Origin of the sequence: uncultured Rikenella sp. (assembly GCF_910579375.1) — a bacterium.
Lineage (GTDB): Bacteria > Bacteroidota > Bacteroidia > Bacteroidales > Rikenellaceae > Rikenella.
Window position 1 is genome coordinate 1 of the sequence record NZ_CAJTUJ010000018.1, and the last position, 9,477, is coordinate 9,477.

At 61.6% G+C, this 9,477-nt stretch carries 6 protein-coding genes; 4 read left to right on the forward strand and 2 right to left on the reverse strand.

Going from position 1 to position 9,477, the window contains the following annotated elements:
* Positions 1-94 precede the first annotated feature (94 nt).
* From QZ302_RS03205 to QZ302_RS03215, 3 genes are all read left to right on the forward strand, one after another.
* Positions 95-2,206, forward strand: a complete 2,112-nt coding sequence (locus QZ302_RS03205) for a right-handed parallel beta-helix repeat-containing protein (RefSeq protein ID WP_294592422.1) — start codon at positions 95-97, stop codon at positions 2,204-2,206.
* Between the two features lie 161 nt (positions 2,207-2,367).
* Positions 2,368-5,331, forward strand: coding sequence for a LamG domain-containing protein (locus QZ302_RS03210; protein WP_294592425.1), 2,964 nt, complete (start codon positions 2,368-2,370; stop codon positions 5,329-5,331).
* Between the two features lie 12 nt (positions 5,332-5,343).
* Positions 5,344-7,581, forward strand: a complete 2,238-nt coding sequence (locus QZ302_RS03215; RefSeq protein WP_294592427.1) for a hypothetical protein — start codon at positions 5,344-5,346, stop codon at positions 7,579-7,581.
* A gap of 19 nt (positions 7,582-7,600) precedes the next feature.
* Here QZ302_RS03215 and QZ302_RS03220 read toward each other — a convergent pair whose 3' ends face one another.
* Together QZ302_RS03220 and QZ302_RS03225 are read right to left on the reverse strand one after the other, a co-directional pair.
* On the reverse strand, positions 7,601-8,284 hold the full coding sequence (locus QZ302_RS03220; RefSeq protein ID WP_294592429.1) for a WG repeat-containing protein: 684 nt from the start codon (positions 8,282-8,284) through the stop codon (positions 7,601-7,603).
* A gap of 5 nt (positions 8,285-8,289) precedes the next feature.
* Positions 8,290-8,715 carry a hypothetical protein gene (locus tag QZ302_RS03225; RefSeq protein ID WP_294592432.1) on the reverse strand — a complete coding sequence of 142 codons (426 nt, stop codon included), beginning with the start codon at positions 8,713-8,715 and terminating at the stop codon, positions 8,290-8,292.
* Positions 8,716-8,726: 11 nt separating this feature from the next.
* Between QZ302_RS03225 and QZ302_RS03230 the strand changes: the two genes are divergently transcribed.
* Positions 8,727-9,434, forward strand: a complete 708-nt coding sequence (locus QZ302_RS03230) for a hypothetical protein (RefSeq protein WP_294592434.1) — start codon at positions 8,727-8,729, stop codon at positions 9,432-9,434.
* Positions 9,435-9,477 lie beyond the last annotated feature (43 nt).

The following is a 9,477-nucleotide window of genomic DNA, read 5'->3' on the forward strand; positions in this document are numbered from 1 at the left end:
GAGCCGCTGGCGGGAGAGCTGGTGCTGACCGGCGACCGGCTGCTGTTCGACCATGCCGGAAATCCGATCGAAACGGATCATCGAAAGTAAAATTATGAATATGAAGAAGATGAAACAGACACGCAAAGCGCTCTTTCTCGTGCTTCTCTCCTTTCTTTCGGTCGCTGCGGCGACGGCCCGGAAAACGTTCTTCGTAGCGCCGTCCGGCAGCGACCGGGCGGCGGGTTCGCTCTCCCGCCCTTTCCGCACGGTGGAACGGGCGCTGGCCGAGGCGGCGCGGTTTCCGCACGATACGACTGACATTCTGCTGCGTCGGGGGACGTATGTGTTGCGGGAGACGGTCGAGATCGCCGGGTTGAACAACGTGACGATCGCTCCTTACCGGCAGGAGGCGGTCTCTTTCACCGGGTCGCGCCGGGTCGATTCGAAACAGATACGGAAAGTGACGGATCCGGCGGTGCGGGAGCGGCTGCGGCCCGAGGTGCGCGACCGGGTGCGCCAGATCGATGCGGGGGCCCTCGGGATTCCGCTGACGGGGATTATCCCGAAAGGTTTCGGGCACCCGTCGCTTCCGGGCTGGAGCGAACTCTTCATCGATGGCCGGCCGCTCTCGATCGCGCGATGGCCCAATGACAGCATGGCGCCGATCGGGAAGGTGCATTGCACCGGCGATATCCCGCGCGAGGGGAAATACGGTATCGGAAATCCGGTCTTCGAGTATGCCGAGGAGCGGCCGGCGCAGTGGAAATCGACCGACGGGATGTGGATCGGCGGCTATTTCGCTCACGGGTATGCCGACGATATGGTTCCCGTGCTGCGGATCGACACGGCCGCGCGTACCGTTACGGCTGCCCGGTCTACGCGGTACGGCTTTATGACCGGCGCGCCGTGGCGGAGGTGGCTTGCCCTGAATCTGCTCGAAGAGATCGACCGGCCGGGCGAATATGTGCTCGACTCGGCGGCCCGGAAGATCTATTTCCTGCCGCCGAACGAGGCGAAAACCGGAGGCGATGTCCGGGTCTCGACGCTCGATGCGCCGATGTTCGCTGTCGAGGGGTGTCGGAATGTCGTGCTGCGCGGCATGACGCTCGAATATGCGCGCGGGATGGGGGTCTACATCGAGGCGTCGGACTCCGTGCGGGTGGACAGCTGTGTGATCCGCAATTTGGGGCATGTCGGCGTCTGTATCGGACGGGGGGACAAACCGAGGCAGGTCGGCGCGCTGGGAGGGATCATCTATGACGATGTGCTGATCAATCGCCGCGCGGGGAGGCATAACGGGGTGAGCAATAGCCATATCTACCGGGTCGGTTCGGGAGGGGTCGATCTGGGCGGAGGCGACCGCGCGACTTTGACGCCGGCCTATAACTATGTGGAAAACTGTCGCATCCACGATTTCAACCGGATCGAGAAGTCCTATCGGCCGGGTGTCTGGATCGACGGCGTGGGGAACCGCGTCTCGAACTGCGAGATTTTCGATGCGCCGAGCATGGCCGTTCTGCTGCACGGCAACGACCACCTGATCGAATATTGCGACATCTACGACGTCTGCCGCGAGGTGGACGATCAGGGGGCTTTGTACTACGGCCGCGACCCGTCGGAGCGGGGCAACCGGGTGCGGTACTGCTATTTCCATGATTTTTCGTCGGCCCACCGCGTCTCGGCCACCTATCACGACGACGGGGCGTGCGGCATGGAGGTCTTCGGCTGCGTCTACTTCTGCTCGGGGACCATTCCCGTACTTATCGGCGGCGGGCACGACAATATCTATCGCAATAACCTCTTCGTCGACCTGCCGCAGGCGGTTCACATCGATAACCGAATGGAGACCTGGGGACGCGGGATGCTCGATCCGGACGGGGTGGTAGATCAGCGGCTGCGGGCGGTGCGGCATACCGAACCGCCGTATGCGACGGCTTATCCGGAGTTGGCCCGCTATTGGGAGGGAACGCCCCGGGTGTCGCGCGGCAATGTGTTTGCGGGCAATCTGTTCTATCGGGTCAACAAGATGCTGAATGGTTCTCCGGGCTGGGCGGATTGGAGCAACAACTGGGTCACGATCGAGAATCCGGGCTGGGTCGATCCGACCGACCCGATGAAAGGTTTCGTCCCGGATGCGGCGATTTATCGGATGATTCTCGGTTTCATGCCGATTCCGTTCGACCGGATCGGCTGCAAACTGCCTCTTGTCGAACCGGAATTTTAGATACCCCTTATTCTTTGAAAGACAGGTGTGCTGCTTTCGACGAGCCGGTGAGGGGGGCTTGTGGGGAACGTCCCCAATGGCTGACCGATGAATTGTGGATTCCGTTGCGTAACAATCTTTATCGCTTCGTGGTGCTTATACAAATTAAACCCATACTTCAAATGATAAGAAGATTCTTTTTGTTCCTGCTTGCTCTGGGGGTGTGCGGCTGGGCCCGGGCGGCTGTCACGCCTGTGCTGCATTACAACTTCGGTAAGGCGGGTAATGTGACCTATGCCGCTGCTCCGCGGGTGGTGCGATCCTCGACGGGCGGCGGAGAGCTGCTCGTCGTGGGCCAGCCGGTGTTTTATGCCGACGCGCCCGGAGATCGAAAGATGAAGGGCGAAGGTTCGATTCTCTTTGACGGGAAACGCGACGGGTACCGTGCGCGGGAGGAGAGTGGTCGGTGGGGAGACAATCGGCTGTTGGAGGTGTGGGTCAAAGCGGCCGACACGGGCCGTGAGGCTGTGCAAACCGTCGTGGCGCTGGGGAACGAGGCTGAAAGCATGATGCTCGGGCAGCGGGGCGACAAATGGGTGCTCCTCTGCGGAGCAGGCGAGGAAGAGGAGGCCGAAATCGGTGAGGCGGTTGCCGACCGGTGGGTACATCTGGCGGCGGTCGTCGAACGAGGGCGGGGCGCAGTCTGGATGGACGGTCGGAAGTCGGGCGAGTTTCTCTTCGACGGGGCTGTGGCGTCGATCCTTTCGGTGGCGGTCGATGCGGAGGGCGGTCGTGCGTTCCGTGGCAGCATTTACGAAATCCGGTACGGCACATTTGCGGACGGGGCGTTCTCTCCGGAGACCGATCTGTCGTTGCATGCGATGCGGAGCGAGGCTCGGACGGCCGGGAGTGCCGAAGCTCGGGCGGCTTTGGTCGCCGGGCTGGAGGCTCCGGGGTACGGCAAGGAGATTGTACGCGCTCTGTCCGACGAGCGGCGCCAGGATGACTGGCTGATCCGCCCCGTCCGGCAGGCGAGCCGCCTGTATGTGCAGCTGTCCGAAGATCGGCAGGATGTCCGGTTCCGGCTCGACAACGGATTGGTTTCGCGCACCTTCTATTTGGGCGACAACATCGCCTGCATCAGCTACAAGAACAAGAGCGAGGACGCCGAATACCTCCGTGCGGTGAAGCCTGAGGCCCGCATTCGGATCGATACGGCGTGGTACGACGTTGGCGGGCTGGTCGGTCAGCCCGAAATGTCTTACCTGCTCGAAGAGTGGCTTCCGCAGATGACGGCGGCTCCGGGGGCTTTCGTGCTGGAAAAGATCGAAACGGGCGTGCCGGTCGAACGCTATCCATGGAGTCGGAAATTCCACGCTCCGGCGGCCGACTGGCCGCCGAAAGGGCTGCGGCTGACTCTGACGTTCGCGGCGCCCGGGGATGTGCCGCAGGTCGAGGGGGTCGAGGTGCGTGTCCATTACGAAATCTACGACGGGCTGCCGGTCGTGGCCAAGTGGATCGAGGTGGTGAACGACGGCGCTCGGGAGTTTCTGCTGCGGGATATGGAGTGCGAAGTATTGGCGGTGAATCAGGATCGGGTCTCCCGGATGCACGTCGAGAGCGATTACTCCTTCGCGTTGGCCAACGCCGACCTGCAGGGGAGTGCGCTGATGCACTATGCCGGCGATCCCAAAGTCTATCATGTCGGACGTTCGACCACCCGGTGGGTGCCCGATCCCGACTACCACACCTGGGCCAGCCACAATCAGGCCGAAGACAAATTTCTCGGTTTCCCGCACCACAATCTGCTGCTCAGCAAGTTGCCCATGGGGCCGTGTGTCAAGGTCGAGGCGGGGAAACCGTTCCGCTCTTTCGTCACCTTCGAGCTGCTGCACGACAGCGACGACCGCGAACGCCAGTCGCTCGCCCACCGGCGCATGTACCGCCGGCTCGCTCCGCAGGTGACCGAATCGCTTATCGCGGCGGGTACCACCTCGCACGACGAAACGCAGTTGAAAAAACTGATCGACCAGATGGCCGAGCTCGGAATCGAACAACTCGACATCCAGGCCTGGCCCGGGGTCAGCCACGACAATCTCGATTCCGCCTATGTTGCTCATTGGCAGGATATCGCGGCCTATGCGGCTGACAGAGGGATCGTGATGGGCGGGTACGAACTCCAGATCGCTTCGCGCGGGCGGGGCGACTCGGTCGACTGTGTGCATCCCGAGACCGGCAGGCCCGGCAGCCTCTTCGGACAGAGTGTCTGTGTGGCCAGCGGGTGGCAGGATACCTATTTCCCGAAAATGTGGGAGTTTTTCGACCGCACGGGCTTCAAAACCTACAACATGGACGGCCCGTACCACGGCGACCCTTGCGCATCCACGGTTCATCCCCACCACGAGGGGCTTGAAGACTCGCAGTGGCGGCAGTGGGCGGCGCAGGTCGGAGTGTTGCATGAACTGCAACGGCGGGGCATGTACATCCCTATACCCGATTGGTACTTCCTGAACGGACAGACGGTCACCGGGATGGGCTATCGCGAGGCCAGCGCCAACCTCACCCCCCAGCAGCAGTTGCTGCTCGGGCGGCAGTATATCTACGACGGAACGTGGCACAAATTGCCCACCATGGGCTGGATGACGCTCCAGCTCGTCGGCTTCTACACCAACGACCCGCGGGTGGGGCTCGAGCCGTTGTGCGACAATCTCGACCGCTACGAAGCCCAGCTGTTCCAGTACCTGGCCAGCGGCTGCCACCTCACCATCCGTGGCAACCGGCTCTACGATACGCCGGAGACGAAAGCGATGGTCGAGCGCCAGTTAGCGTGGTTCCGCCGCTATCGCGATATCCTTACCTCTGAAATCATCCATGTCAGCCGACCCACCGGACGCGATCTCGATTGTATGATGCACGTCAATCCCTTTATCGATCACCGGGGGATGGTGGTCGTCTTCAATCCCGCCGACCGGAAAATCGAAAAAACGCTCCGCCTGCCGCTTTACTACACCGGGTTGGAGAAAAAGGTGAGTGTGACCGGATCCGACGGCTCGAAGGCGGTGCGTAAGCTGGACGGCAAACAGGAACTGCTTCTCCCGGTCAGCATTGAGGCTGGCGGTAGCGCGTGGTATCTGCTTGAAGAATAAAACACCTCCGACATGACCAGACACCTGTTATACGGCGCATCAGCCCTCTGCCTGCTCGCCTTCGCCAGCCGCCCCGCACAAGCCCGGGGCAGCTGGCTGCCCGCCTCGCCCGACCCGGCCAAAAGCGTCCGGCTGCTCGACTGCCGCTACGACGGGCCGGTGCTCGTCCGGGCCGAAGAAATCGACCCGGCTGACGGAAATTGGGAGGTGGCCGTTGCCTGTTCCGACGACTCCTCCTGCACCTTCACCTTTCGCGCTCTGCGCGATATGGCAGATGCCGGGGTGGCGGTCGCTTTCGATCGCTACGGGTGGAGCAACGACAATTATGTGATGATTCCGGCAGCCGTCTACGGCGGCAACCGCCAGCGGATCGTGAACCGCTCTTACGCCACCGGTCTCGACGCCACCGACTATGGCCGGCGCGATCTGGCACTGACTTCGAATCCGATTCCGCAGCTCTCGCCGGAGTTCGGTGCGACGTCGCGGCTGGAGCTGCTCGTCTGCAACGCTTCGACCCCGGCCATCGCCTGGCTCGACCGGGCGAACCGGCAGGGAACCATCCTGCTGACCGATCAGGGGATCGAACGGGACGGCGAGGTGAAAGACCACGGCCTGATGGTCGAGGAGTCACCCGATCGGAGCATCGCCACCTTCGTCATCAGCGCGCCGGGCGTGCGGGAACGGAAGCCCGAATTCATCGGTTTCAGTCCGAGTCCCGACCGCGGCCTATCCGTGCAGAAAGGCGACGAGATCACGATCCGAGTCACCCGGCTCGATTTCGAGGCCGGCGGGGTACCGGATTTGCTGGCCTGTTTTATGCGCGAGCGGAAACGTCACATGCCGACCGCGATGCCGCGCAACCTGATGCCGATGAGCGAGGTGCGACGGCGTATGGAACGAAACATCGAGAGCCGTTACCATGTGGGCGCGGCGGGCGAATACTACTGTCCGGAGAATGCGGACTGGATGTCGTACGGCTGGATCGGCGGCCTGATGAATACCTATCCGATGCTCGCCGCGGGCGATACGCTCCGCTTGCGGCGCGTGGTCCATACGTTCGATTTCGGGCTCTTGAAGGGCTGCGGCGAGAGCGGTTACTACTGCGATGTGCTCGGCCCGGACGGGAAGCCGCTCTATCGTGACGCGGCGAAGCTCCACCCGGGGATCGCCCTGACCCGCAGGAACGCCGATCTGCTCTATTGGATGGTCAAACAGTTCGACCTGCTCCGGAAACAGGGGCGTGGCGACGCGATCCGGCCGGAGTGGGAGGCCCGTGTGCGCGGGCTGGCCGACGCTTTCGTCCGGACGTGGAAAGAGGAGGGGACGTGGGGCAATTATCTTGACCTTGCGACGGGAGGCGTGGCGGTTTACAACACCACCGGCGGGGCGATGGCGGTCGGCGGGCTCGCGCTCACGGCGGGGTACTATGATAATCCGGAATACCTCGACGTCGCCCGGCAGGCGGCGGACTTTTATTACCGGGACTTCGCTCTGCGCGGGTTCACCTCGGGCGGCTGCGGAGATATTCTCCAGAATGCCGACTCCGAGACGGCTGCGGCGTTGATGACTTCGCTGATGACGTTGTATGAAGCCACGGGCGATACGGCTTACCGCGCGTGGTGTGCCGACGTGGCGAACCTGTGCGCCACCTGGACGGTGTCGTTCCGTTACCGGTTGCCGGACGACACGCCGCTGGCCCGGCTCGGAGCCGACCTCACGGGAGCTGTCTGGGCCAGCACCCAGAACAAACACGGGGCGCCGGGTTTCTGCACCCAGTCGGGCGACGCGCTCTTCAAACTCTACCGCGAGACGGGTGACACGCTCTATGCGGCGTTGCTGCGGGACATCATCCATGCCCATGCCGAAGGGGTGCAGCCCAATGGCCGGATTACGGAGCGATTGACCTACTGCGACGCCGACAGCCGGGGTTCGCGCGGCGACGGGGGACGGACGGGCTGGAACGAGACCAATGGGGCGCTGATGGCGATCGAGGTGCCGGGGATCTATCTGCGGACGGACACCGGACGGGCCTACGTATTCGACCATGTAGTGCTTCGGAAAGTCGAAAAAACGGAGAAAGGGATTACCCTCACCCTGTTCAACCCGACGGCGTACGATGCGACGGTCACGCTGCTGGCCGAAGACGAGGCGCAGGCGGCCCGGCCGCTCGGCGAAAATGCCTTCGTGGACTGGAAACGTCCGGTCGTTGTCCGGGCGGGGCGGGCCCGGACGGTTCGGATCGCCCGGTAAGGATGTCGGAGTTGCTTGCTCAGGGTTGTTTCAGACGGTCGTACAACGCTTCGTCCGAGGCATAGTCGCCCCACGGAACGACCCATTGCCACGTCCCGGCCTCCAGCACGCCGTATCGGCCGTTTTTTTCGACGCCGTAATAATACCGGCCGTTTGTCCGCAAGGGCCAGATATAGTCGTATTCCGTATCCGGCAGGACGATATTCCCGCGTAAATCCATCAATCCCCACTTGCATCCCGGATAGACTTGTCGGAAGTCCGAGCTTTCGGCACCGGCAGGGTTATACACACCGCGGTTGAACCGTAGGTAGGGTTCACCGCGGTTGATGTCAATATAGCTATAGTCCAGCGGAACGATATAGTTCCCCTTCCGGTCGATCAATCCGGTCTTTCCGGGCGTGGCGACCTGGATATTATGAGGAATCTCTTGTACGAGCATCATATTCAGGCTGTCGGCCACGACCACCCGTGCCATTCCTTCGTAAAAGTCGGAAACCAGGCTCCACCGGGGGCGAATGACGATCCGTCCGGTGGAGTCGGCATATCCCCACTGTTTCCCGTCCGGCGAAACGGCGGCGAGGCCTTCGTGCAGGGAGCGGGTTATCGGGTTTTGCCGCTCCGTCCGATGCTGCTGCGCCCGGAGGGGCAGTACGTTCAATCCCGCTCCCAGCAACAATCCGAACCATCCGATCAGTATTTTCATAAAAATTATCGTTTCTTATTACGTTCCGCATATCGGTATCCCGCCCAAAAAACCGGCACGAACAAACCGCTCGCCCAGATGAAATAGCCGATGAACGATCGGACTCCCGCGCTCCACGAGGAGGCGTGGCATCCGAAGAGTTCGTACCAGACAAAGATGCTGCATACGGCTACCGGGCAGGCTGCGATCCAGGTCAGGAGACGGTACTTGCCGGGATGTCGCCTCAGGAGAATCAGGTAACCGTAGGCATAGAGCGTGACGGGAATCGAAATCACACCGTAAATGAACAGCAGGATTCCGTCGCCGATCGGCCCCGGATCTGTCTCCGCATGCTCTCCCCACAGGGCGTCGCCGGCCGCATAGAGCCCGAAAATCAGGATTTGGCACAGCATTCCCGCCGCGGGCGAGGCCCAGTATCGAACTGCGTTCATTCGGAAATAATTTGAATGTTGTTAAATCGTTTCTCAAATATATGCACTATCAGGCGGATATGATTCATAGATTAGGTCATGAGGTAGCTTTTTTTAGGGATTGCGGCGATCGCCGGAATGGTCGGGTGCTCTTCAGCCGCTACTCGGCGGACGACCTGACGCCCCGGGGCGAGATTCGGACGCAGGACAAGGGGAAAGCGGCGATAGAGGTCGGATTTCAGGCACTCGGCGACAACGGGGACGAACTGTTGTTCAAAGAGGAGTTCAGCGATACGATATGTCGTCTGAACGGTGATTCGGTGCAACCGGTCTGTCGATTGGATATGGGGCGGTATCGATTCCCGGCGGAAAAGATGACGTTCGAGGCGATGAACGAGTGGCCGGATTATTACCGGCTGGTGGATCTGTTGGAGGGGGAGCGATATCTGTTTCTTTCGCTCCAAAACGGGCTGATGGGAGACCGGATGCTGCTGGTGTATGACAAGAGCGACGGGGCGTGCTACATCCCGAAGGGAGATGACGGGCGACAGGGGCTGTTCGTGGACGGGGTGCGCTTTACGCCACGGAGCCTCCGCCGGAACCGGCTGGTCGGCGAACTCGATCCGCTGGATTTACTGGATCGAAAAGAACAGATCACGGATCCGGCGTTACGGGCGGTTGCTGCCGGCGTGACGGAACGGAGTAATCTGGTGGTGGCGATGCTGCCGCTGAAGGAGTAAATCTGTCAGGTTTTCCTCCCGATTGTGTCGTTTTTGCGTAAAA